The sequence below is a fragment of the Pseudomonas sp. HUK17 genome, assembly GCF_001566765.1.
The window spans coordinates 37,654-60,700 of the sequence record NZ_LSMW01000013.1; the positions used below are offsets into that span (position 1 = coordinate 37,654).

General features: G+C 64.3%; 22 protein-coding genes, 1 tRNA gene and 2 pseudogenes. 13 read left to right on the forward strand and 12 right to left on the reverse strand.

The genetic code is table 11. The features are described from left to right. Position 1: 1 nt before the first annotated feature. Positions 2-562, reverse strand: a complete 561-nt coding sequence (locus tag AX284_RS09190) for a glycine cleavage system protein R (RefSeq protein WP_007162770.1) — start codon at positions 560-562, stop codon at positions 2-4. A 153-nt stretch (positions 563-715) separates the two neighbouring features. Here AX284_RS09190 and dapA point away from each other — a divergent pair, with 153 nt between their 5' ends. The 5 genes from dapA (at position 716) to AX284_RS09215 (ending at position 4,528) form a co-directional block, all read left to right on the forward strand. Further along, positions 716-1,594, forward strand: a complete 879-nt coding sequence (gene dapA / locus AX284_RS09195; protein WP_017640330.1) for a 4-hydroxy-tetrahydrodipicolinate synthase — start codon at positions 716-718, stop codon at positions 1,592-1,594. Between the two features lie 14 nt (positions 1,595-1,608). Continuing rightward, entirely contained in the window at positions 1,609-2,793 is a 1,185-nt protein-coding gene (bamC, locus tag AX284_RS09200; RefSeq protein ID WP_017640331.1) for an outer membrane protein assembly factor BamC, read from the forward strand. Beyond that, a complete protein-coding gene (locus tag AX284_RS09205; RefSeq protein ID WP_068384812.1) occupies positions 2,732-3,490 on the forward strand; it encodes an MBL fold metallo-hydrolase in 759 nt (252 codons plus the stop codon). Before bamC ends, AX284_RS09205 begins: the two co-directional genes overlap by 62 nt. A gap of 157 nt (positions 3,491-3,647) precedes the next feature. After that, on the forward strand, positions 3,648-4,358 hold the full coding sequence (gene purC, locus AX284_RS09210; RefSeq protein ID WP_007162774.1) for a phosphoribosylaminoimidazolesuccinocarboxamide synthase: 711 nt from the start codon (positions 3,648-3,650) through the stop codon (positions 4,356-4,358). Between the two features lie 80 nt (positions 4,359-4,438). After that, a tRNA-Ser gene (locus AX284_RS09215) sits at positions 4,439-4,528 on the forward strand. Positions 4,529-4,586: 58 nt separating this feature from the next. Here the strand turns inward: AX284_RS09215 and AX284_RS09220 are convergent. Then, entirely contained in the window at positions 4,587-4,871 is a 285-nt protein-coding gene (locus tag AX284_RS09220) for a hypothetical protein (protein WP_017640333.1), read from the reverse strand. 577 nt (positions 4,872-5,448) lie between these two features. On the opposite strand from AX284_RS09220, the gene AX284_RS09225 reads away from it, so the two are divergent. After that, a complete protein-coding gene (locus tag AX284_RS09225) occupies positions 5,449-5,919 on the forward strand; it encodes a hypothetical protein (protein WP_068384814.1) in 471 nt (156 codons plus the stop codon). 21 nt (positions 5,920-5,940) lie between these two features. Here the strand turns inward: AX284_RS09225 and AX284_RS09230 are convergent, their stop codons facing one another. Together AX284_RS09230 and AX284_RS09235 are read right to left on the reverse strand one after the other, a co-directional pair. Continuing rightward, complete coding sequence (locus tag AX284_RS09230; protein ID WP_068384886.1) at positions 5,941-6,147, reverse strand: carbon storage regulator; 207 nt, start codon at positions 6,145-6,147, stop codon at positions 5,941-5,943. 74 nt (positions 6,148-6,221) lie between these two features. Next, positions 6,222-6,497: a hypothetical protein gene (locus tag AX284_RS09235; protein ID WP_068384817.1), complete on the reverse strand. Its 276-nt coding sequence runs from the start codon at positions 6,495-6,497 to the stop codon at positions 6,222-6,224. Between the two features lie 260 nt (positions 6,498-6,757). Between AX284_RS09235 and AX284_RS09240 the strand changes: the two genes are divergently transcribed. Further along, positions 6,758-8,326 (forward strand): catalase, encoded by a 1,569-nt coding sequence (locus AX284_RS09240; protein ID WP_068384819.1) that lies wholly within the window; start codon positions 6,758-6,760, stop codon positions 8,324-8,326. Between the two features lie 70 nt (positions 8,327-8,396). Here AX284_RS09240 and rfbD read toward each other — a convergent pair whose 3' ends face one another. Continuing rightward, positions 8,397-9,281: a dTDP-4-dehydrorhamnose reductase gene (gene rfbD / locus AX284_RS09245; RefSeq protein ID WP_068384821.1), complete on the reverse strand. Its 885-nt coding sequence runs from the start codon at positions 9,279-9,281 to the stop codon at positions 8,397-8,399. A gap of 249 nt (positions 9,282-9,530) precedes the next feature. After that, positions 9,531-10,376, reverse strand: coding sequence for a sigma-54-dependent transcriptional regulator (locus AX284_RS09250; protein WP_068384825.1), 846 nt, complete (start codon positions 10,374-10,376; stop codon positions 9,531-9,533). A gap of 252 nt (positions 10,377-10,628) precedes the next feature. On the opposite strand from AX284_RS09250, the gene AX284_RS09255 reads away from it, so the two are divergent. Next, entirely contained in the window at positions 10,629-11,021 is a 393-nt protein-coding gene (locus AX284_RS09255; protein WP_017640340.1) for a hypothetical protein, read from the forward strand. Positions 11,022-11,027: 6 nt separating this feature from the next. On the opposite strand, the gene xth is transcribed toward AX284_RS09255, so the two are convergent. Further along, positions 11,028-11,816, reverse strand: coding sequence for an exodeoxyribonuclease III (gene xth / locus AX284_RS09260; protein ID WP_068384828.1), 789 nt, complete (start codon positions 11,814-11,816; stop codon positions 11,028-11,030). Between the two features lie 444 nt (positions 11,817-12,260). Between xth and AX284_RS09265 the strand changes: the two genes are divergently transcribed. Together AX284_RS09265 and AX284_RS09270 are read left to right on the forward strand one after the other, a co-directional pair. Beyond that, positions 12,261-14,963: a glycoside hydrolase family 5 protein gene (locus AX284_RS09265; RefSeq protein ID WP_068384831.1), complete on the forward strand. Its 2,703-nt coding sequence runs from the start codon at positions 12,261-12,263 to the stop codon at positions 14,961-14,963. A 224-nt stretch (positions 14,964-15,187) separates the two neighbouring features. Next, the gene (locus AX284_RS09270) at positions 15,188-15,376 is read left to right on the forward strand and encodes a hypothetical protein (protein WP_017640342.1); all 189 of its coding nucleotides are present in this window, start codon (positions 15,188-15,190) and stop codon (positions 15,374-15,376) included. A 13-nt stretch (positions 15,377-15,389) separates the two neighbouring features. Here AX284_RS09270 and AX284_RS09275 read toward each other — a convergent pair whose 3' ends face one another. From AX284_RS09275 to AX284_RS09290, 4 genes are all read right to left on the reverse strand, one after another. Next, positions 15,390-15,731, reverse strand: a complete 342-nt coding sequence (locus AX284_RS09275) for an FKBP-type peptidyl-prolyl cis-trans isomerase (RefSeq protein ID WP_068384834.1) — start codon at positions 15,729-15,731, stop codon at positions 15,390-15,392. Between the two features lie 59 nt (positions 15,732-15,790). Further along, positions 15,791-16,651: a pirin family protein gene (locus AX284_RS09280; RefSeq protein WP_068384837.1), complete on the reverse strand. Its 861-nt coding sequence runs from the start codon at positions 16,649-16,651 to the stop codon at positions 15,791-15,793. A gap of 77 nt (positions 16,652-16,728) precedes the next feature. Next, on the reverse strand, positions 16,729-17,814 hold the full coding sequence (locus AX284_RS09285) for a sigma-54 interaction domain-containing protein (protein ID WP_068384840.1): 1,086 nt from the start codon (positions 17,812-17,814) through the stop codon (positions 16,729-16,731). Positions 17,815-17,824: 10 nt separating this feature from the next. Next, positions 17,825-18,991: an acyl-CoA dehydrogenase family protein gene (locus AX284_RS09290; protein WP_068384843.1), complete on the reverse strand. Its 1,167-nt coding sequence runs from the start codon at positions 18,989-18,991 to the stop codon at positions 17,825-17,827. A gap of 301 nt (positions 18,992-19,292) precedes the next feature. Here AX284_RS09290 and AX284_RS12350 point away from each other — a divergent pair. Further along, a pseudogene (locus AX284_RS12350) lies at positions 19,293-19,979 on the forward strand (PAS domain-containing protein); the annotation flags it as partial. A 150-nt stretch (positions 19,980-20,129) separates the two neighbouring features. Continuing rightward, a pseudogene (locus tag AX284_RS12355) lies at positions 20,130-20,519 on the forward strand (methyl-accepting chemotaxis protein); the annotation flags it as partial. A 67-nt stretch (positions 20,520-20,586) separates the two neighbouring features. On the opposite strand, the gene AX284_RS09300 reads toward AX284_RS12355, so the two are convergent. Further along, positions 20,587-21,831, reverse strand: coding sequence for an acyl-CoA dehydrogenase family protein (locus AX284_RS09300; RefSeq protein ID WP_068384850.1), 1,245 nt, complete (start codon positions 21,829-21,831; stop codon positions 20,587-20,589). A 186-nt stretch (positions 21,832-22,017) separates the two neighbouring features. Here AX284_RS09300 and AX284_RS09305 point away from each other — a divergent pair, with 186 nt between their 5' ends. Further along, positions 22,018-23,022, forward strand: a complete 1,005-nt coding sequence (locus AX284_RS09305) for a ribonuclease Z (protein ID WP_068384855.1) — start codon at positions 22,018-22,020, stop codon at positions 23,020-23,022. The last annotated feature ends 25 nt before the right edge of the window (positions 23,023-23,047 follow it).

The window sequence follows — 23,047 nt, forward strand, 5'->3', positions numbered from 1 at the left end:
GTCAGTTGCTCTGCGGGCGCCAGGGCTCGATCAGGGCATCGAGATTGAGGGCGTCGGCGAAATCCAGGAACTGGTCGCGCAGCCAACTGATCTGGGTGCCAGCCGGCAGGGTCACGGTGATGGTGGCGTTGAGCATGGTGCCGCCGGTCTGGGGCGCCTGGTAGGAATCGCAGACCAGGTTCTCCACCTCGATCTTGTGGTCAGCGAAGAACTGGCAGAGTTCGTTGAGGATGTCCGGACGATAGGCGGCGCTGACATAGACGACGTACGGCAGGGCCTGGGGGCGATTCTCCAGGGCGGCGCTGCGGGTGACGCCGACGGTGAAGCCGTGACGCTTGCCAAGGCCGGCGAGGCCCCCTTCGAGGCGCGCCAGACCGTCCCAGTTGCCCGAGACCTGCAGGATCAACGCGCTGTATTCCCCGTGGCGGCTCAGCCGGCTGCTGACCACCGCGCACCGGTTGTCCATGCAGCTGCGGTAGAGCACGTTGGTCAGTTCCATGGGATTGGCGCCCAGCGCACTGATGACGAGAAATTGTTCGCGAATCGGGGGGGTAGCGGACATTAGGGTTCCTGGCAGGGGGAGATACAGACTGGCAAAGGCGAAAGGGTAGCGAAAAGCGCCCGCGGGGGGAATGCCCGTTGGGGGCACGTTGCTTGTGCTGGCGCAGAGGCGTCAGTACCATTACCGCTCTCTTTTTCCGGCAGGAGCGGTTGCATGATTGCGGGGAGCATGGTGGCGCTGGTCACCCCTATGGACGCCCAGGGGCGTATCGACTGGGACAACCTGACCAAGCTGGTGGACTTCCATCTCGCCGAAGGCACCGACGCCATCGTCGCGGTGGGCACCTCGGGTGAATCCGCCACGGTCGACGTCGACGAGCACGTGGCCGTGATCCGTCATGTGGTCGAGCAGGTCAAGGGCCGCATCCCGGTCATTGCCGGCACCGGTGGCAATTCCACCCGTGAGGCCATCGACCTGACCCGCGCCGCCAAGGACGCGGGCGCCGATGCCTGTCTGCTGGTCGTGCCCTACTACAACAAGCCGACCCAGGAAGGGCTGTATCAGCACTTCCGCATGATCGCCGAAACCGTCGCCATCCCGCAGATCCTCTACAACGTGCCGGGCCGTACCGCCTGCGACATGCTGGCCGAGACCGTCGAGCGCCTGGCCAAGGTGCCGAACATCATCGGTATCAAGGAAGCCACCGGCGACCTGGCCCGCGCACGCGACATCCTCTCCCGTGTCAGCAAGGACTTCCTGGTCTACTCGGGCGATGACGCCACCGCTGCGGAGCTCATGCTGCTGGGCGGCAAGGGCAACATCTCGGTGACTGCCAACGTGGCGCCCAGGGCGATGAGCGAACTCTGCGCCGCCGCCATGCGGGGCGACGCCGACACCGCACGCGCGCTCAACGAAAAGCTGATGCCGCTGCACAAGAATCTGTTCATCGAATCGAATCCGATCCCGGTGAAGTGGGCCCTCCACGAAATGGGCATGATCGACGCCGGTATCCGCCTGCCGCTGACCTGGCTGAGCTCGCGCTGCCATGAAGTGGTACGTCAGGCCCTGCGTCAGGCGGGAGTGCTGGCGTGATCAGGAAACAGTCGATGAAACGTGTTCTGGGTTTGACCACCCTGGGGCTGGCCGTGGCCACCGCCAGTGGCTGCAGCTGGGTGTGGGGCGAGCACGGTTATTTCCGCGATCGCGGCAATGACTATCTCGAATCCCGCGAAACCGGCCCCATGCAGGTGCCGACCGATGTCCAGGCCAAACCTATGGATCCGCTGCTGCCGATCCCGGCCAACGTGGCCGACACCCAGAATCGCTCCTATGGCTTCGAAGTGCCGAAACCCCAGGCGCTGGCCGTCCAGGGCAGTGGCAACGAGCAGTTCAGCGTGCAGCGCAGCGGCAACGCCCGCTGGCTGGCCGCCCAGAAGGTCCCGGCCAACGTCTGGCCGGTGGCCCGTCAGTACCTGACCGACAATGGCTTCCGCATCGCCGAAGAGCGTCCGCAGACCGGTGAGATCATCACCGCCTGGCAGTCGCCGACCGAGCTGTCGACGCCCCTGGCCCGCAGCCTGAGCACCAATGGCCGCCTGCAGCCGGGCACCGAGCTGCGCACCCGCCTGCGCATCGAGCCGGGCGTGCAATCGGGCAGCAGCGAGATCTTCCTCCAGACCCAGACCCGCAGCCAGGGCAGCTCCAGCGAGCCGTCCTGGTCCAGCAGCCAGAACAGCTCGGCGCTCGATGACGCCCTGCTGAATCAGGTGCTGGCCGGCCTGGACCGTAGCGAGCAGGGCAGTGGCTCGGTCTCGCTGCTGGCCGCCGGTGGCTACGACACCCCCGAGCGCGTGACCTACGAGGTCGACGGCAGCGGCGTGCCCATGCTGGTGCTGGAAAGCGATTTGAATCGCGCCTGGTCCAGCGTGGGTCGCGCCATCGAAGGCGCCGACATCCGCGTCGACGACATGGATCGCAGCCTGGGCGTCTACTACGTGAACATCGCCGAAGGCGCGCAGAAGCCCGAAGAGCGCAAGCCGGGCTTCTTCGGCCGCATGTTCGGCAAGGGCGAGACCAAGGAAGAGGAAGACGCCCGCGCACGGCGCTTCCAGGTGCGCCTCACCTCGGTGGGCAACACCGTCCAGGTCACCCTGGACAAGACCATCAACACCGCAGCACCCCAGGACATCGCCGAAGGCGTGCTGAAAAAGCTTCAGACGAGCATGCAGTATGCGCTTCGCAATCCTGGGCAGCGGCAGTCGGGGCAACTCGACCCTGGTGCACAGCCATAACAGCTATGTGCTGATCGACTGCGGCTTCTCCCTGCGGGAAGCCGAACGTCGTCTGGCCCGGCTGGGCGTGGTACCTGCCCAGCTGGACGCCGTCCTGGTCACCCACGAACACTCCGATCACGTGCAGGGCGTCGAGCTCCTGGCGCGCAAGCACGGGGTGCCGGTCTATTACAGCGCCGGTACCGGTCGTGGCCTGCGCAAGCCGGTGGCCGCCCAGGGCCTGCTGGTGGACGGCGAACGGCTGGTGCTGGACGCGCTGGAAGTGACCGTGGTGCAAGTGTCCCATGACGCCCTCGAGCCGACCCAGTTCGTCTTCGACGATGGCCGCAAGCGTCTGGGCGTGCTCACCGATCTCGGCGAGGCCACCCCCGGGGTGCTGGCGCATTACCGGGACCTTGATGCCCTGGTGATCGAAGCCAACCACGACAGCAACATGCTCGCCGCGGGCCCCTATCCCTATCACCTCAAGGCACGGGTCGGCGGGGTGCGTGGCCACCTCAACAACCGGCAATCGGCCGAGCTGGTGATGGAGCTGGCCTGTCCGGGCCTGCAGCATCTGGTGCTCGCCCACCTGAGCGAAAAGAACAACAACCCCTGGCTTGCCCGCGCCTGCTTTACCAACGTGCTCGGCTGCGACGCGGACTGGCTGCAGATCGCCGATCAGCAGCAGGGACTGGAGTGGCAGGCCATCGCCTGAGGCGCTGACCCGGTTTTCTTTCGCGGCCAGGCGCTGCTGCACGGCCAAAATACCCACGATCCTATGTAAACTGCGCTTCCCGGCTGTACTCGTCCCGAACCGCTCGTCTCACCTGCGTTCGTCCACAGCCTGCAAGCCATTCGAACCGGAGTCCAAGATGGAAAAACGCGCAGAACTCTACCGTGGCAAGGCCAAGTCGGTATTCACCACCGACGATCCCGATCGCCTGGTCCTGTTGTTCCGCAACGATACCTCTGCCTTCGATGGCGAGCGCATCGAGCAACTCGAGCGCAAGGGCATGGTGAACAACAAGTTCAACGCCTTCGTCATGCAGAAGCTGGAAGCCGCCGGTATCCCCACCCAGTTCGAACAACTGCTGGGCGACAACGAGTGCTTGGTCAAGAAGCTCGAGATGATTCCGGTGGAGTGCGTGGTGCGCAACTTCGCTGCTGGCAGCCTGGTGCGCCGTCTGGGCGTGGAAGAGGGCCTGGAGCTGACGCCGCCGACCTTCGAACTCTTCCTGAAGAACGATGCGCTGCACGACCCCATGGTCAACGAAAGCCATGTCCAGGCCTTCGGCTGGGCCACCCTCGACCAACTGGCCGAGATGAAGGCGCTGACCTTCCGCATCAACGACATCCTCAAGCAGCTGTTCGACGACGCCGGCCTGCTGCTGGTGGACTTCAAGCTCGAATTCGGCCTGTTCCACGGCAAGGTCGTGCTGGGCGACGAATTCAGCCCGGACGGCAGCCGTCTCTGGGACAAGGAAACCCGCAAGAAGATGGACAAGGATCGCTTCCGCCAGGGTCTGGGCGGCGTGATCGAGGCCTACGAAGAGGTCGCCCAGCGCCTGGGCGTCCCACTCTAAACGCAAGCCGCTGATACCAGAGCTTTTTTTGCAATTGCTTGTTCGCTTTTGCCCCCATGGCTGGTATCATGCGCCGCGTTGGAGAGATGCCGGAGTGGTCGAACGGGACGGATTCGAAATCCGTTGAGTCAGCAATGGCTCCTAGGGTTCAAATCCCTATCTCTCCGCCATATCCAGAAGCCCCGAGCGTGCCAGGCACCTCGGGGTTTTTTATTGCCTGACGTTTGGCTAGCTAGCCTTGCCCCTGACCTGGTTCGCAAGGCAGCAGCTTGGCTCCGCCGCTGCACCAACCAGGCGTTGGCCGGAGAATTCCTGCAGGCGCTGGTAACGGTCCAGCCAGAAGCCCAGTTCCAAGACCAGGGTCTTGCGCTCCAGCGGAGAGAGCGCGGCTGGCCCCTGGCGGATGACCTTCTCGGCATGGTCGATGGCGGCCCGTTGCTCAGGCGTACGGGCAGGGCAGTTTCTGATGGCGTAATGAAGCGCTTCGTTGAAGTCGCTATCCAGACCAGACATAAAAAGTCCTTGAGTCGATAAGGGATTCTTCGAGTAGCTTTGCCTTTATCACTATCGAAAGGACGAGCGCTCTGGAGCGCCTCTTCAACTGCTCGTCGGCAACGCGGTTTGGCGTCGGCAGCATGACGTCAGGACCTGCCAAGTCCTTGTTAACGCGAGCCTTTGAATCGGTCCAGGCGCCGATGTTGGCTGAATACTAGTCCGCTGCAGAGAACTTGAGCAGGCCACATCGAGTTGCCTGATAGGCGGTACGAAAAGCTGTACCTGTCTTGTATCCGGCTCTGGAGTGGGGTTTTGCCGTGATCTGGAACAGCTGATCCGGCAAGTGCCGCCGCTTGCATCTTGTATGGAAATTGGACGAAGCCGCGACTTTTTCGGCAGTCAAGCGCAATGGCGTCGACGAAACTGCGCGCCGTCGAGCGGTAGTGGCCGGCGCCTGGGAATGGCTGGACGCCCCAGGCAAATGGAGCGATGCTGAAAACGTACGCCACAGCGCGTGCGATCCCAAGGGGCGAGCGGCAAACGGCAGACCTTGGAAGGTGACTTCGGCGCATAACAATAAAAGAGGAGTCGAGCGATGTTCTACAAGGTCAGCGTGTATTCACGGCCTGAAGATCGTGGGCTGCTGGTGTGGCGGTGGAAGAAGCAGTTTCTCGGTGAGTGGGTGGAGTCGCGTCAGGAGTTCGAAGACTGCGATCACTGCGTTCATCATGCCCTGCAGGATGCCAAGGGGCAGAGCGTTCACCTCGAAACCGATCGCTGCACCCTCTATCGTTACCGCTTCGAAAGCATGCTTCACCAGTATGGGAGTTGCTATTGCCTGAGCGGCGGGCGCTCGGCCGAAGCGGTACTGGATCTGATCGCCCAGATCGAAGAACGCCACAACGTCATCGTGCTGCGCGATGGCCAACCGTACTTCGCGCATTACCGGGCGGATCTGCAGGCGGAAGGCACGCTGGCACCGGAGCTCTGGCAGGGGGTGGAATGGCGTGGGCTGGACGGGCGCTTCGAGTACGTGCGCAATCGCCATTCGCCCTGGTTGCGGTAGCTACGCCAGCTACCGGCCGAGTCAGAAGGGCAGCAACTCCTGGCGCATGATGCTGATGTCGGCAGGGGCCTGAATGCCTACCTGTACGCGATCGCCCTGAACCTTGAGAATGCGGATATTGATGCCGCCGTTGAACAGCAGATCCAGCACCTGCTCTTCATCGGCTCCCGGTTTCAGGGATAGATTGATGATTTCGTCGGTGCGACGGGTCAAGACCAGATAAGACATGAGCATCCCTGCCATGATTTCAGGGCTCTGATGATAGCCAGTTCCGCTCTGGCTGAGAACCAGTAGGCAGAGTATTAGCGCTGCGGAAAAGCTCTGGTACGGCGCCCAGAGCGATATCGGCGCCTCAGTTGCCAGCGTCGCCCAAGGTAGCCCAGCGCGCCTGCGGCCACTACCAGCAGGTTGATGGTGTTGGTGACCACACCACCATGGTAGCCCCCGACCACCGCGATCAAGGTTGTCAGCGCCCACATGCAACTGGCGGTCGCAACGGCCGCGGCCATCTCGTTGAAGTCGGATTCGCACGCAGGTTGCGAGAAGGGCTGCAGGTCGCTTTCATATTCTTCTGCCATGGGAGGCTCCGGCTGCTGTTCTTGTTGGAGAGTATCGCCATGAGTCTTATCGACTGACGATGAACAGTCTGGATGGGATCGATAGCGCGATCAGCAATTATTTCCGCCGAACGGACGAGAGGTATCGGCTAGAGCCTCGGGTGGTCAGCATAAGCGACCGTGGCGCCGTTTCGTCTCTGGACAGCTCGTCTGACAGAGGACAACTGCTGTGGACGGGTCCGGTCACTGCTGTGTTCGACGTGACTAGCCTGGAGACCACCATGAGCGACGACAAGATCACTCTCACGACCCGCCAGGGTCATCCGGTACGGGACAATCAGAGCCTGCGCAGCGTGGGCGAGCGAGGCCCTGCCACGCTGGAAAACTATCAGTTCATCGAGAAAATCACTCACTTCGACCGGGAGCGGGTGCCCGAGCGGGTCGTGCATGCCCGGGGGACCGCTGCTCATGGTTGCTTCGAAGCCTACGGCACCATCGGCGATGAGCCGGCCAGCCGCTACACCTGCGCCAAGGTGCTGACCAGGACCGGGGTGAAGACGCCGGTCTTCCTGAGATTTTCCACCGTCATCGGTGCCAAGGAGTCACCGGAGACCGCGCGCGATCCGCGGGGCTTCGCGATCAAGTTCTATACCGAGGACGGCAACTGGGATCTGGTGGGCAACAATCTGAAGGTGTTCTTCATTCGCGACGCGATCAAGTTTCCCGACATGATCCATGCTTTCAAGCCCGACCCCATCACCAATCGCCAGGAGCCCTGGCGCTTCTACGATTTCGTCCAGCATCATCCGGAAGCCCTGCACATGGTGACCTGGGTGAAGAGTCCCTGGGGCATCCCGGCGGACTATCGGCACATGCAGGGGTCCAGCGTGAACACCTACAAGCTGGTCAACGACCAGGGCGTGGCGGTGCTGTGCAAGTTTTCCTTCGAACCCAGACAGGGCATCAGGAATCTCACCAGCGAGCAGGCAGCCGAGATCCAGAAATACGACGTGGGCCATGCCAGTCGCGATCTCTACGACGCCATCGAGCGGGGTGACTATCCCGAGTGGGAGATGTGCGTGCAGATCATGACGGACGAGGCACACGACGAATTGCCCTTCGATCCTCTGGACGACACCAAGCGCTGGCCGGAGGACCAATTTCCCCTGCTGCCGGTGGGCCGGCTCGTGCTGGATCGCAATCCCTCGAACGTCTTCGCCGAAACCGAGCAGGCCGCCTTCGGCACGGGCGTGCTGGTAGAAGGCATCGACTTTTCCGACGACAAGATGCTGCAAGGGCGGACCCTGTCCTATTCCGATACCCAGCGCTATCGGGTCGGCGCCAACTATCTGCAATTGCCGATCAATGCCCCCAAATGCCCCTACGCCACCAATCAGCGCGATGGTCAGATGGCGCTGCAGGTGGATCGCAGCGGGAGCAATCCCCACGTCAATTACGAGCCCAGCTCCCAGGGTGGCCTGCGCGAGGCGCCGCGGCCGCAGCACGAGTATCGTCAGTGGATCGAGGGCCATCTGGGGCGCTATCAATCTCGCAAGACGGCTGCCGATTACCAGCAGACCGGCGCGCGCTATCGCAGCTTCGAAGATTGGGAACGGGACGATCTCATCGCCAACCTGGTTGCCGACATGCAGGCCTGTCCCGAAGACATCCAGCTGCGGATGGTCTGGCACTTCTGGCATTGCGACCCGGACTATGGCACCCAGGTGGCCCAGGGCGCCGGCATCGACCTGGAAAGGGCCAAGGCGCTACCGAATCTGCCGGGCCATCCTGCGCCCAACGAGGACGTAGCGGAAGCCACCTACCAGGGTGGGGAACGGGAAAGCCGTTGAGGGGGACGCCATCGCCTGCGGCTGAAACCGAGGCGGCCCGGCGGACAGGCGCCGCCGGGGTCCGGCCCGCTCAATTCAGCGTTCTATCGCTTTCTAACCGTGCCCAGCAGCGGTCGAAGTCGGCCTGCCAGTCCGGCAGGGCGCTCGGCAAAACCGCCTCGACCTTGCTGCAGTCGAGACAGGAGTAGAGCGGTCGCGTCGCCGGCGTGGGGTAATGTTCGGTCGTGGTGGGATAGAGACGCGCGCGCAGCTCGCCGCGTTGATCCAGGCGTTCGGCAATGGCGGCGGCGAAGCCGTACCAGGAGGTCTGACCCGCATTGGTCAGGTGATAGAGGCCACCGACGTCGTCGTGCGTCAGCAGGCGTTCGACCAGTTGGCGAGTGGCCGTGGCGATGGTAGGGGCCCAGGTGGGGGCGCCGAGCTGATCCTCCACCACATGCAATTCGTCGCGCTCGGCCAGCAGTTGGCGCATGGTGTTGAAGAAGCATTGGCCGTCATGGGAGTAGACCCAGGAGGTGCGCAACACCAGGGCGCGACCCCCTGCCGCCAGCACCCCTTGCTCGCCCGCCAGCTTGGAGCGGCCATAGACACTGAGAGGCGCTGGGATGCAGCTCTCGGTGTAAGGCTGGCGGCGTCTGCCATCGAAGACATAGTCGGATGAGTAGTGCACGAAAGGGATATCCCGTTCGCGCGCCAGCTCGGCCAGGATCTGCGGCGCCCGGGCATTGATGGCCTCGGCACGCTCGACGTCTTCTTCGGCCTGATCCACCGCGGTATAGGCGGCGGCGTTGAGAATGAGGTCGGGTGCCAGCTGGTCGAAGGCCGCGCGCAGTTGCTCGGTCCGGGCCAGATCGAGATCCGCCTGACCCAGCACGGTCAATTGATGGGTGCTACCGAACTCGCGCTGCAAGGCGCGCGAAACTTGGCCGGAACGGCCAGTGATCACAATATTCATGAAAGCATGCCTGAACGTCTTCAGCGGAAGACGTACGTCCTGTCGGTCGATTCCTGAAAAGCCCTGGGCTTTTCCCACACGAGTCAACGTCTGCCGCGCGAGGCAACAAAACGAGGATTCCGGTCATCTTTCCTGGGAAAGATGGCAGCCGCTGGCTATGGCGGAGTGGGCATCGACAGGATGGACAGGGTGGTCATGCTGGGACTCGAACAAGGGTACGCGGCTAGGACTGCCGTCTGTCGGCAGAGTTCAGCGGGGTACCAGGGACAGTGGCAGCAGCTTGCCAAGCTGGAGTCCTGACGTCGAGGCAGTCAACAGCGCGGTATGGAGAACCTGTTCAAGTTCGCGAATGTTTCCCGGCCAGGGATAGGCGATCAATGCAGCCTGGTCCTGGGTCGTCAGCTCTGGCGCCCTGCCGTCGAGACGGTCCGCGTGCTGCTGGAGGAAATACCGGGCCAGCGGTAGCAGGTCGGCCGGGCGCTCACGGAGCGGCGGGACGGCCACCAGACCTGGCGCAAGCAGCGCCCAGAGGCGAGCAGAGAAGTTACCCGCCTGAACCGCCTGTGCCAGGTCGACGCTGGAACCGGCGATCAGGCGGACATCCACGGCTGTGCGTAAGCTACTGCCCAGGCGCAGGATGCTGCCGTCCAGCAGGACCTCCACCAGCTCTTCCTGCAACGCGCCAGGCAGGTCGGCGATTTCGTCGAGATAGAGGCTGCCCTCGTGAGCGGTGCCGAACCAGCCCAGGCGGCTGCCAGAGGTGCCGGCATAGGCCCGGGGGACATAGCCAAACAATTCGGCAGCGCCATGTCGGCGACTGAGCGAGGCGCAATTCAGGCTGCTGAACAGGCCGCTTCGGCCGCTGCGTTCGTGCAGCCGACGCGCCAGTAGCTCGCGCCCGGTTCCCCATTCGCCTGACAGTACGACAGGGCTTGGCAAGGGTGCCCACTCGTCCAGTTGTTCGAGCAGCTGTCGGGAGCGGGGATCGGCGAAGGCCAGTGCCTTGGCGCGGATGGTCAGGGTACTTTGCTGATCCGCAGGGACGATCAGCAGATCGGACGAGAGCGTAGGCATGGTGAGGTCGTAGGCAGTCAAAGCATCATCCTACGTGGTAGTTGTTATGCCAAAAAATAAGCTTTAGCTATGCCTTTAGCTCGTTTGGTTATCTATACGGATCGGGTATGAATTGATCGCAGCTCTGGGAGTCCGGGTAGTGACCTGAAGGTCTGCTGAAGACCGGCAATTGCCTCTTCCAACAAGGCTGCATTGCGTGACCGCTGCCACTATCGCTAGGGTGGAGCCGCGGGCCTATTCCTGTTGCCCCTGAAGAAGAGGAATCGAGGTCAGATGGCTTCCCTGCGTGCTCCCTGTCCACCTGGTGTCTGCACCTGCGAGCGTGACGCCATTCTGGCGGACCCCGCCGGTGATGCCCGAGCGCTGTTGCTCAATCGCCAGGAAGAGCAGCGGCTACTGGAACGGCTGGAAAACATCGCCAGCGTAGCTGAGCTGGAGCGACTGCAGCAGCGCCTGCAGGAACAGCTTGGCATCCGCCTGGAGATCGGGCCGGGACCCGGAGAGGTACGCAGCGCCCGTGGCATGCTGATCGAATTGCAGCCGCGACCGGGACTGTGCCGCAAGCTCCATCAGTCGATACCGGCGGCGGTGCGCCGTGGTCTTAACCAGCGTCCGGAAGTCCTCTTCGCGCTGCTCAATGCCAACGATCTGCTGCGCGACGCCTGAGCGCGCTCAGGCAGGGGCCTTGAAGCGAATCCAGGTGGGGGCGTGGTCGCTGGTCTTTTCCAGGCCGCGTACCCAGCGATGCACGCCCGCTTCCTGCAAGGAATCCTGCAGTGCCGGACTCAGCAACAGATGATCGATGCGCAGGCCGGCGTTGCGCTGCCAGCGTTGGCGAAAATAGTCCCAGTAGGTGTAGATCGCCTCGTCCGGATGGCAGGCCCGGAGGGCATCCAGCCAGCCTTGACGCAATAGGCGTTCGAAACAGTCACGGCTCTCGGGTTGCAGCAGGGCGTCCTTGCGCCAGGACTTCGGATCGTAGATGTCATGGTCGGTCGGCACCACGTTGTAGTCCCCGGCCAGCACTACCGGATGACCACTCTCCAACAGACTCTGAGCGTGGTCGATGAAGCGCTCGAACCAGGCCAGTTTGTAGTCGAATTTAGGACCAGGCCAGGGGTTGCCGTTGGGCAGATAGAGGCTGGCGACGACCACGCCCTTGACCGCCGCTTCCAGATAGCGGCGTTGCGGATCTTCGGCCAGTCCCGGCAGGCCGCGCCGAATCTCCAGGGGCTGGTCGCCCCGCGCCAGGATAGCGACCCCATTCCAGGACGGCTGTCCATCCCATAGCGCACCGTAGCCCGCCGCTTCCAGCTCCGCCTGGGGAAAGTCGGCGGACTTGGCCTTCAGTTCCTGCAGGCAGACGATGTCGGGCTGCTCCCGCTCCAGCCACTGCAGGAGCATGGGCAGCCGAGCGCGAATGCCATTGACGTTATAGGTGGCAAGGGTGAGGGCGGTCATGGGTCGCTCCTGAGTCGGTTATAGCCATGACCCGGGGTTGATGTAGCCAGTTCCTCTTGCACCATTATGTGATCAACTTCGCATTAATTTGTGACTTACTTTTTTTGGCACCTTAGGGAACTTTTTGGCGGTTGTTCCAATATGGCGGAAGTAAATTTGACGGCGGGCGGGAGTGTGATGCTGGGAAAACGGAGGTGAATGGATTCACTCGTCTGAGTCGATGAGCGGAAATTTTAAAAAATTCAATAAAAACAAAGGCTTTTATTATTCTGGACGTGATGTCTAAATAGTGGCCATGATAATTGCTGATGAAGTTGGCATGTGGCTTGTATAGGTCAACCTGCCTGGAGGCAACGTCGTGCCAAATTTCCTGCGCGCGACTCTTCTCTCACTTCACATCGGCAAGTGTTCAGGGAGCGCGCTGTCGATTTAGCGCAGTTGGTGATGATGAATCCATCTTTCCTGAAGTTTTCCCGCAGGGCAGCCCGGGTGCTGCCCTTCGTTGCCGCCCTGACCCTGGCTGCCGGTGCCAAGGCCGAGCAGGTCAATCTGGTGGGCCTCAATCTGTCCGGTGCCGGTTTCGCCGGACAGGTACTACCGGGTGTCAACGGTACCCACTACATCTTTCCCGTCGAAGCCTACTTCAAGCAGTGGAGCGGCAAGGGCATCAAGCTGATTCGCTTCCCGATCATCTGGGAGCGCCTGCAACCCGTGCTGGGCGGTCCGTTGGACCCGACCTATGCGGCGCTGGTGGACCAGACCTTCGCCAATGCGCAGAAGTACGGCATGCGCATCATCCTCGATCTGCACAACTACACCTTCTATCGCGGATCGGTGATCGGCAGCGCGGCGGTTCCCTACGACCGCTATCAGGAGATCATGACCCGGATCGCGCAGCGCTGGAGCAGCCAATCCTCGCTCTATGCCTACGACATCATGAACGAGCCCCACGACTCCATGGCCCAGTGGCCGATCGCCGCCCAGTACGGCATCAACGGGGTCCGCGCGGTCGACAAGACCAAGCCCATCATGATCGAGGGCAATGGCTGGTCGGAGGCGACCCGCTGGCCGCTGTGGAACGACTCCCTGCTGGCGCTCAAGGATCCGTCCGATAACCTGATCTTCCAGGCGCATTCCTATTTCGACGAGAGCGCCGGCGGCAACTACACCGGGATTGATGTCGGCAAGCTGAGCCAGGATTACGGCGTGGAGCGTGTTCGGCCGTTCGTCGAGTGGCTGAAGAAGAACAGGAAGAAGGGCATGATCGGTGAGTTCGGCGTGCCGGATAACGATCCCCGTTGGCTGCCGTTGATGGACCGGATGCTGGCCTATCTCAAGCAGAACTGCATTCCCGCCACCTACTGGGCCGCCGGCCCGGGCTGGGGCAACTATTTCCTGTCGGTGGAGCCGATCAATGGCGTCGACCGGCCGCAGTGGCCGACCCTGCGCAAGTACATCGATGACAGCAGCTGCACCGCCATCGGTCCCTTCGCCAGCGGTACCGGCAGCACCCCGGCCAGCGGCACCGGGGCCACGGGTGGCGGCACTGGTGCCACCGGCGGCAGCGGTGGTTCCAGCAGCGGCAATACCGGTTCGAGCAGCGGTGGCAGCTCGGATACCGGCGCCTCCGCGGGCACTGGCAACACCGGCGGCTCGACCACGACCGGGGTGACCACCGCGATCAACGATTTCACCAACGAAGACTGGCTGCATGGCGTCTATCGCAAGGCCGCCGGCTTCTCCATTCCGGCCTCGGCCGCCAATGTGGGCGCCTTCAAGGTAGGCGCGCAGATCACGCCGGCCGATGGCAAGAGCTACAAGGTGACCTATGCCCAGGTCGTCGGCAGCAACATGAGCGTCTTCATCGAGAGCCCGCAGCTCGACGGCAATGCCTATGGCTATCCCAAGACCCTGAAGACCGGTACCACCACCTCTAGCACGCCGGCGACAGTGCCGGGTGCCACGACCGGTTCGACCGGTGGTACGGGAAGCACGGGCAGTGCGGGCAGCACCGGCAGCACCAGTTCGGGCAGCAACTCGGGCAGTGCGACGCCGGCCGTGACGACGCCAGTGGCCGAGGTGAAGCCTGCGACCGGCAGCGGCAGCACGGGCTCCTCGGGTGCCACCACGCCCGCCACCGGTTCGACGGCCACACCCACGGGATCGACCGGCACACCCGCCAACAGCGCCAAGCTCAATCTGGTGGGGCTGAACTTCTCGGGTGCCGCCTTCGCGCCCCAGAGCCTGCCAGGGGTGCTCAACGTCAACTACATCATGCCGGGCGAGGCGCATTTCCAGCAGTGGAGCGCCAAGGGCGTACGGCTGATCCGCTTCCCGGTGATCTGGGAACGTCTGCAGACGCGCTTCTTCGGGAGCCTGGAAGGGGCGTACACCCAGCAGGTCACCCAGGTGCTGGAGCTGGCCAAGAAGTACAACATGAAGGTGATCCTGGCGCTGGACAACGGCGGCCGCTACAAGGGCACCCTGATCGGCACCGGTACCGTCACCAACTTCAACTACTGGGATCTGATGTACCGTCTGGCCTACCAGTGGGGCAACCATGCCGCGCTCTATGGCTATGACATCATGGGCAAGCCCAATGGCGCCGACAGCAGCTGGCCGGTGACGGCGCAGTCCGGCATCGACGGGGTGCGTACCATGGACCGCACCCACCCGGTGATCGTCCAGGGCAATGCTTGGGGTAGCGCGGCCAACTGGCCGAGCGCGAGCAATGCCTTGCTCAATCTCAAGGATCCGGCCAACAACATCATCTACGCGGCGAACGTCTACCTCGATGAGGACGGCAGTGGCACCTACGCCGCGCAGAACATGAACAACTTCGATCCGCAGGTGGGGGTCAATCGCGTCAAGCCCTTCGTCGAATGGCTCAAGCGCAATGGCAAGCGCGGCATGATCGCCGAGTTCGGCGTACCGGCTGGCGACAGCCGCTGGCTGACGGCTACCGACAATCTGCTGGCCTACCTGCAGCAGAACTGCATGCCGCTGACGTACTGGGCGGCGGGTCCGGGCTGGGGAACTGCCGCGCTGGCGGTGGAGCCGGTCAATGGCGTGGAGCGGCCGCAGTGGCCGACCCTGAAGAAGTACGTCGATGCCAGCAACAGTTGCACGGCGGTAGGACCGCGCTAGCGTTCGCTGAGCCTATCCTGAAGGCGACGAACCTCTTGAGGTTCGTCGCCTTTTTTCTTGACCGATTGGTAAGGAAAAACGCGCCTTTCACGCAGCACGGAAGCGCATCAGCGAGACGAAACGGCTCTGTAGCGGTGGTTTAAGGGACGACGAACGGCTCTAGCTCGATTTGTCAGGGCACGGTTAGAGTCCGCTTGACACCACAAGCACAAGGAGTAGGTGCCATGACGCAAACCACCCAGCAGCGGCTGCAGACTCTCGAAGAGCAAATTCGCAGTCATCGACAGGATCTCGCCCGGAGCCGGCAGAGCTTTCAGGAGCAATTCGTCATCTACACCCGAGAGTTTGCCCGGCTGAGCGTGCTCGAAGCCCAACTCGAGCTGGTACGCCGGAATACCAAGGCGTCGAACTGAAGTCGGTCAGGCATCAATCGTCCCGCGTCAAGACTTCCAGCAACTCGATTTCGAACCTCAGGTTGGAGTGCGGCTTGATCAGAGCACCGACCTGACGTTCGCCATAGGCGAGCGCCGCCGGTACCTCCAGGCACCGCTTGCCGCCCACCCGCATGCCCATCAGCCCCTGGTCCCAGCCCTTGATCACCCGGCCGGTGCCGATCACGCACTGGAAGGGCCGCCCTTTGGCACGGGACGAATCGAACGGGGTGCCGTCGTCCAGCCAGCCCTCGTAGTGGGTGGTGATCAGGGCACCCTTGACCACCGCCTTGCCGTCACCCACTACCAGATCCTCGATCCGCACTTCGTCACTCATCGCTGCGCTCCCGGCAAAAGCCGGATTCTAGCCTGGGCGCGGCGTCCTGGCGGGGCGACTCACTCCGGTACGTCACCGAACAGGCCGGCCTGGTAGTCGCGGATCGCCTGACGGATCTCCCCGGCGCTGTTCATCACGAAGGGGCCGTGGGCGACGATGGGCTCGGCGAAGGGCGCCGCATGGCCATAGAGCAGCACGGCGCCGTCGCGACTGCCGATGTCGAGGTGGTCGCCGTCATCGGCGAATTCGAACAGCTGCCACGGCGCTTCGTCCTGGCCGGCGATCTGCACGGTGCCGCGCACGCCATAGCAGAACACCGAGTTGCCGGCCGGGGCAGGCAGGGTGACGCGGCCACCCGGGGCGATCTCGACGGTCATCAGGGTGATGGGGGTCGGGGTGGCCACGGCACCCTGGATACCCTCATGACTGCCCGATGCCAGGTGCAGGCGTACCCGGCCGCTATCGGCCTCGATCAGGGGCAGGTCCGCGGCGGAAACGCCGTGGTAGGCCGGCGGGGTGAACTTGAGGCGGGCGGGGAGATTGACCCACAGCTGGAGGATCTCCAGGTCGCCGCCGTCGCGCTTGAAGGCGGCGGGCGACAGCTCGGCATGCACCAGGCCGCTGCCCGCGGTCATCCATTGGATGCCCCCGGCTTCGATGACGCTCTCATGGCCGCCGCTGTCGCGGTGGGCGAGCGAACCGGAGAGGATGAAGGTCACCGTCTCGAAGCCGCGATGGGGATGAGGACCAAAGGGCAGACCGGCATTGTGCGGCGGATAGACCTGGGGACCGTGGTGGTTGAGAAAGAGAAAGGGGTCCAGATGGGGCAGGCCGGGGCCGGGTAGCGGCCGCCGGGTCTGGAGGTCGCCGATGTCGTCACGCCGGGCGGGATGGCGGTGCAGCAGGGTACGGGCGGTCATGCGGAGGCCTCGCGGAACAAAACCCCAGTGTAAGGCGCTCCATGGCCTGTCGGTACCCCGCCGGGTATGGCCACCCTTCAGATGGAGAAGCGGACCTCGCGTTCCGGCCGGGGCGCGAGCGGCCGACGGTGATTGACCACCAGTTCGCCGATACGTATCAGGTGGGCACGGGTGACGTTGCGGCTCAGCCCCAGCAGGCGGGCGGTATGGACCTGGTTGCGATGGCAGAAGCGATAAGCGGCGCGGACCAGGGCATCTTCGACGCGCTCGTGCAGGGCCTCAGGTTGCTCTTCGAACAACTGGGCGAAGGCGTCGGTCAGGAGGCTGTCCACCGGCGCCGCCTCGGTCGGGCGCGGCGCCGCCGGGACCAGGCTGGGACGCTGGACGAACGACAGGTCACCGGCATCCAGCAGGCCCTGGGGCTTGAGCAGCAGGACGTGCTGCAGGGTGTTTTCCAGTTCGCGGATATTGCCCGGCCAGGGGTGCTCCAGCAGACGTCGCTCCGCCGCCGGGGTCAGGGCGACCGGCGCCTGGGCATAGGCGTGGAGGAAGTGCCGGGCCAGCGGCAGGATATCGCCCTGGCGCTGGCGCAGCGGCAACAGCGGCAGGCTGACCACATTGAGGCGGTACCAGAGGTCTTCGCGAAAGGTGCCTTCGGCCACCGCCCGCTCCAGCGGGACGTTGGTGGCGGCGATGATCCGCACGTTCAGCGGCACGCTGCGGCGAGAGCCGAGTCGCACCACCTCGCGCTCCTGCAGGACGCGCAGCAGCTTCACCTGTACCGACAGCGGCAGGTCGCCGATCTCGTCGAGAAACAGGGTGCCGCCGTTGGCCTCCTCGAACCAGCCGGCGCGCGCGGTCAGGGCGCCGGTGAAGGCGCCCTTTTCATGACCGAACAACTCCGCCTCGACCAGGCTCTCGGCGAAGGCGCCGCAGTTGACGGCGACGAAGGGGCCGGCATGGCGGTGACTCAGCGCATGGATATGCCGGGCGATCAGTTCCTTGCCGGTACCGGTTTCGCCGATCACCAGCACACTGGCGTCGCTCGGGGCGATCTTTTCCAGGTGGGCGAGCAGGTCGCGCGACTTGGGATCGGCGAACACCTGGGCCGTTGCCCGGTAGCGGGGCACCTCGGGTGTGCGCGTCAGGGTCAGCAGGGTCATCGCGGGCTCCTCAGGAGTAGAAACTGGGGGTGGGCAGGGTGTCGTTGAGGGCCCAGTCGCCCAGCTCGTGCAGCTTGTAATCGACCGGATCGTGCAGGGTCTGGGTGCGCAGGTTGCGCCAGTAGCGATCCAGGCGCAGGGCACCGGCGGTGGCGCGGGCCCCGCCGACCTCGAACAGGCGGCTGGCGATATCGAGGCCGTGACGACTGGCGGCGACCTTGGCCGTGGCGATGGCGATGGCCAGTTCGCCCCGTGCCGCGGCGGTCAGCGCCGTGCCCTGCTGCCAGGCCTGGGCGAAGGCGCCGTTGGCGCGCTCCACCAGCAGTCGGCTGCTCTCCAGGGCCACCCAGAATTCTCCGTAGTGGCGCAGGATGTAGGGGTCTTCGCTGGCGCTGGCGGCGGGTGACTTGAACCAGGGACGCGCCTGGGTGGTGGTGTAGCGGCGCGCCTCGGCGAAGGCGCCCTCGGCCAGGCCGAGGAAGATGTTGGCGAAGATCAGCTGGGCCAGCAGCGGGCGCAGGCAGGCGAAGGGGGTGCTCAGCGGACCGGGATCGAGCAGCCATTCCTGCTGTTCGACCCGTACCCCGTCGAAGCGCGCGCTGCCGCTGTCGGTCTGGCGCTGGCCGTTGTTGTCCCAGTCGTCGAACAGCTGGATGCCGGCACGGCCGGTGGGTACCACGGCGATCAGCAGGCGTCCGCTGTCATCGTTTTCCAGCGCGGAAAGCAGCAACAGATCCGAATCCAGGGCGCCACTGCAAAAGCTCTTCTGGCCATCCACTTGCCAGGCATCGCCGCTGCGGCGGGCGAGGGTACGGCGATCCAGGGGATTGAGGGCATTGCCCCAGAACAGGCCATTGCGCGCGGTGCCCTCCAGCCAGGGTCGCCATTGCGCGGGCTGGCCGAACAGCTGGGCGGTGGCCAGCAGCAGGTGATGGAAGCCGAAGACGTGGGCCAGGGAGCTGTCGACCCGGGCCATTCGCCGCACCGCCTCCAGCGTCCGATCCCAGGAGGCGCCGAGGCCGCCCAGTTCCGTGGGAATGCTCAGGGCCAGGAGGCCGCTCTGGCGCAGGGCATTGCGCTCGGCCTTGGGCGTGCCGCCCTGACGATCGCGTTCCGCCGCGGTGGCGGCGAAGCGCTCCAGCAGGGGAGTGACGGGGTCCAGCAGGGAATCGGACATGGAAGACTCTTGCGGTGGAGAGAGCAGACAGGCGTTAGAACGTAATGCCGGCCAAACCCTGAGTTGAAATATTTTTTTGTTATTAGTTAATGGCCCGCCGCCATCCATCTTTCATTCCGGACGTCTGGTCATTGTCCTGCTGTCGGCATTAAAGGCCTGACTAATCCCGGTCGATACAGCGGTAACTTAATCTCCCAAGCAGGGGCGTGTCATGTTCAACAAAGGCCTAAAACAAGAACTGCAGCGCCTCCGCGAGCAGGTGGACTCCTTCAAGCGGCTGAAGGCCGAGCTCGACGTGGAAATGCTGGGCTTGGAATTGGATGGCCGCGGGTGTATCTCCGCGGTGAACGCCAACTTCGAAAAGGAGATGGGCGTGCGCGCTGCGGATTTGCTGGGACGCCCCCTGGCGGACCTCATTCCGGCGCACGTCCGCAACCAGGAATACAGCCGCCGACTGCAGCAGGCCCTGAGCCGCGGTGAGCCCTACAGCGGTGCCCTGCATCTTTTGCGTGGCGACGGTCAGGAAGCCTGGTTGCGCGGCATCCTGCACCCCTTCCATGACAGCCAGGGCCAGGTGACGCGCTTCCGACTGTTCTGCAACAACCTGACGCGAACCATCGAGACCTCGCGCGAGCACGAAAGCCTGCTCAAGGCCCTGCGTCGCTCCACGGCGGTCATCGAGTTCAACCTCGACGGCGAGGTGCTCGATGCCAATGACCGATTCCTGCAGGCCATGGGTTATTCCCTGGCGCAGATCAAGGGCAAGCACCACCGGCTGTTCTGCGAGCCAGCCGAGGCCAACTCCGACGCCTATGGGCAGTTCTGGGCGCGCCTGCGTCGCGGCGAATTCGTCGTGGATCGCTTCAAGCGGCTGGATGCCCACGGTCGCGATGTCTGGCTGGAAGCCTCCTACAACCCGGTGATCGATGCCCATGATCGCCTGTACAAGGTGGTCAAGTTCGCCACCGTGATCACCGATCAGGTTCACCAGGAGCAAGCGGTGTCCGAAGCCGCCAGCGTGGCCTTCGAGACCTCCCGGCATACCGATGACACCGCCCGTAAAGGCGCGGCAGTGGCGCAGCAGACGGTGGACGTCATGCGTGCCCTGGCTACCCAGATGCAGGAGGCGGTGAAGGGCATCGAGGCGCTGGACAATCAGTCCCAGGTGATCGGCACCATTATCAAGACCATCAGCGGCATCGCCGAGCAGACCAACCTGCTGGCACTCAACGCGGCCATCGAAGCGGCCCGGGCCGGCGAGCAGGGCCGCGGCTTCGCCGTGGTGGCCGACGAGGTCCGGCAACTGGCCTCGCGCACCAGCAAGGCGACCGAGGAGATCGTCGGGGTGGTGCAACAGAACCAGCAACTGGCCGGCGAAGCGGTGACGGTGATCGAGAATGGCCGGCGCCAGGCCGAGCAGGGCCTGGAACTGGCCGGGCAGGCCGGGCAGGTGATCGTGGAGATCCAGGACGGCGCCCAGCGGGTGGTCGGGGCCGTGGGACGGTTCGCCCGCCAGCTGTCGAACTGATCTAGCGCGCTGAATGCACAACGGCAACCTTGGGGTTGCCGTTGTGCATTCAGGTGGTCACTCGACGTCAGCCCTGCTTGCTGCCGCCGCCGATCTGCCAGACGAAGGGCGGTTCGCTGCCCTCGATCTCCCAGGCGCCGACGATGCGCTCCTTGTAGATCAGTGGATTGTGCGAGGCGGCCGTGCGGGTGTTGCGCCAATGGCGATCGAGTCCCTTGCGGGTGCTGGTGGCCGAGGCGCCCAGGGCATTGAACAGATCGCTGGTGGCGCGCAGCACCAGTTCGGCGACCGCCGATTGCGCCTGGGCCGATTCCAGTTCCGCCGCCACGTTGGCGTCGTGCTCGGCGGCAGGGTCCCCGGCATAGCGGGCCTCGAAGGCGGCCTGGGCCGCAACGGCGGCTGCCAGGGTCGCCGCCTCGGCGGCATAGACGAAGGCCGAGGCTTTGCCGACCACCTGCTGTACCTGGGGGTCGGCACTGGCCGCGCTGGCATTGCCGTGGCTGTATACCCGTGCACGACCGCGCACTTCACCGGCGAATTCGCGCACGGCCGCCTGGCCGCTGCCGGTGATCACCGCCAGCAGCACCAACTGGTAGAAGGCGGTCTGGTACTTGAAGCGGGTAGCGAAGTCGATGAGGTTGTCGGGTTCCACGACGACATCTTCGAACACCGAGGTGCCGCTGGCCGTGGTGCGCTGGCCGAAGCCGTCCCAGTCGTCGGACTGACGCACGCCTGGTTGGTCGGTGCGAATGGCGGCGATGACGTCCCCGCCGGTGTCGTCACGCTGGGCGTAGACGTCGATCCAGTCGGCGAACAGGCTGCCGGTGCTGTAGTACTTGGTGCCGTTGAGACGCCACTCGCCGTCCTTACGGCTGACCCGGGTGATGACCTCGCCAAGCTTGACCGTGCCGATCTCGGTCCAGGCATTGCCCACCAGGTCACCGGCGACGAAGCGCTCGAACCAGATCTGCTGGGAGGCACTGGCGTGGGCGTTGAGGCGATCCTCGACAAAGGCGAAATGGCCGCGCAGGGCCTGGGGCAAATTGCTGTCGGCAGCCGCCAGCTCGATCAGCAGTTGGACCAGCTGCGGCAGGCTGGCGCCGGCGCCACCGAATGCCACGGGCACCCGCACGGCACCGAAGCCGGCCTCCTTGAGCCAGGCGATGGGGGCATAGGGCAGGTTGCGGTTGCGTTCGCGCTCCAGGGCACCCTCGGCGATGCGGGTAAAGATCGGGCGGAAGCGCGCAGCCAGTTGTTCGTAGTCCGGGCTTTCCGTGCGGGCAGGCGGCAGGTGGCGAATGGGCAGATTCATGGTGGTCCTCGGCGGATGTAGGGGCGACGCCAGAGGCTTTGCAAGAGCGTTGCCAGGGCGAAAAAGCCCGCGTTCTCGGGGTTTGCCGGGCCTGGCCTGCCTGGCCGGCAGCAGGAGTGCCCGGCCGCTGTTGCCCGGGCGACAGCGGGGCAGCCACGCTAGACTGGTCTTTTGCCTGGAGCCTCCATGGACCTCTTGTTTCTCGGCACCTCGGCCGGGGTGCCAACCCGGCGGCGCAATGTCTCGGCCCTTGCCCTGATCGAGGACCAGGGCAAGGGCTGGTTTCTCGTCGATTGTGGCGAGGCCACCCAGCACCAGCTGCTGCGCACGCCGCTGTCGGCGGCGGACCTGCGCGCCATCTGCATCACCCATGTGCACGGCGACCACTGCTATGGCCTGCCGGGGCTGCTGGCCAGCGCCGCCATGACCGGACGCAGCCAGCCGCTGGTGCTGATCGCGCCCCAGGCGGTACAGGACTGGCTGGCCGCTACCCAGGCCCTGACCGCGCTGCACCTGCCCTTCGAGTTGCAGTTCCATGCCCTGGAAGGTTTCACCGGGCTTGCCGTGGGCGCCTGGGATATCGACGCCTTCGCGCTTTCCCATCGGGTGCCCAGCCACGCCTTTCGCTTCCGCGAGACCCGCCGACCGCAACGGCTGGATCCGGCAGCCCTGGCGGCTGCCCAGGTACCGCGCGGCCCACTCTGGGGAAGATTGCATGGAGGCGAGGATGTGCCGCACGAGGGCCGGTTGCTGCGCAGCGCCGACTTCCTGCAGGCGGCCCATGGGGAGCGGCGGCTGGTGGTGGCGGGGGACAATGACGATCCTGCGCTGCTGGCGGAGGCCTGCCGGGGCGCTCAGGTGCTGGTCCATGAAGCCACCTACGCCCAGGCGCAGATCGACAAGACCGGGCAGAGCTGGGGCCACAGCAGTGCGGCCGGGGTCGCTCGCTTTGCCGAGGCGCAGGGGCTACCCGCCTTGCTGCTCACCCATTTCAGTCCGCGCTACCAGGCCGCTGTGGGGCGTTCGCCCTCCATCGAGGAGCTGCGCCAGGAGGCGGCGGCTTGCTATAGCGGCGACCTGCACCTAGCGGAGGATTTCTCGCGCTTTCGCCTGGATCGTCAGGGACGACTGAAAACCCTGGGCCAGAGCGGAGGGGCAGGGGATGACGACCCGTATCAGGTGAGAGGCTGAAATTTTTCGGCCTTGTCTGACCTGT